Annotated in this window: 1 protein-coding gene; it reads left to right on the forward strand. The window is 67.5% G+C overall.

All coding sequences use genetic code 11. The features are described from left to right. On the forward strand, positions 1-385 hold a 385-nt coding region (locus tag AC066S_RS40030), incomplete at both ends, for a protoporphyrinogen/coproporphyrinogen oxidase (RefSeq protein ID WP_478272100.1).

Below are 385 nucleotides of genomic sequence, written 5' to 3' on the forward strand. Positions count from 1 at the left end.
GGCGAAACCGCTCACTCTGCTCAACTCCCGCCTTGGCGAACTGATCGGTGGGATTCGCTACGCGCCAGTTCATATCGCCGTGCTGGGCTACCGCGAAGCGGACGCCCCCGTCCGCCCCGACGGGTTCGGGTACATCGCCCCGCAGAACACCCGGCGGGACGTACTCGGCGTGCAGTGGTGCAGCAGCACGTTCCCGGACCGTGCCCCGCCGGGGCACGTCCTGTGGCGAGCTCTGGTCGGCGGGGTGAACCGCCCGGACCTGACCGCCCTGCCAGATGACGAACTGCTGAAGGTGGTTCAGCGTGAGATGACGGTCACGATGGGGGTGACGGGCGAACCCGTTTTCAGACAGCTCATCCGCTGGCCGCGGGCGATCCCGCAATAT

It is taken from the genome of Bradyrhizobium sp. CFUWI, assembly GCF_056429085.1.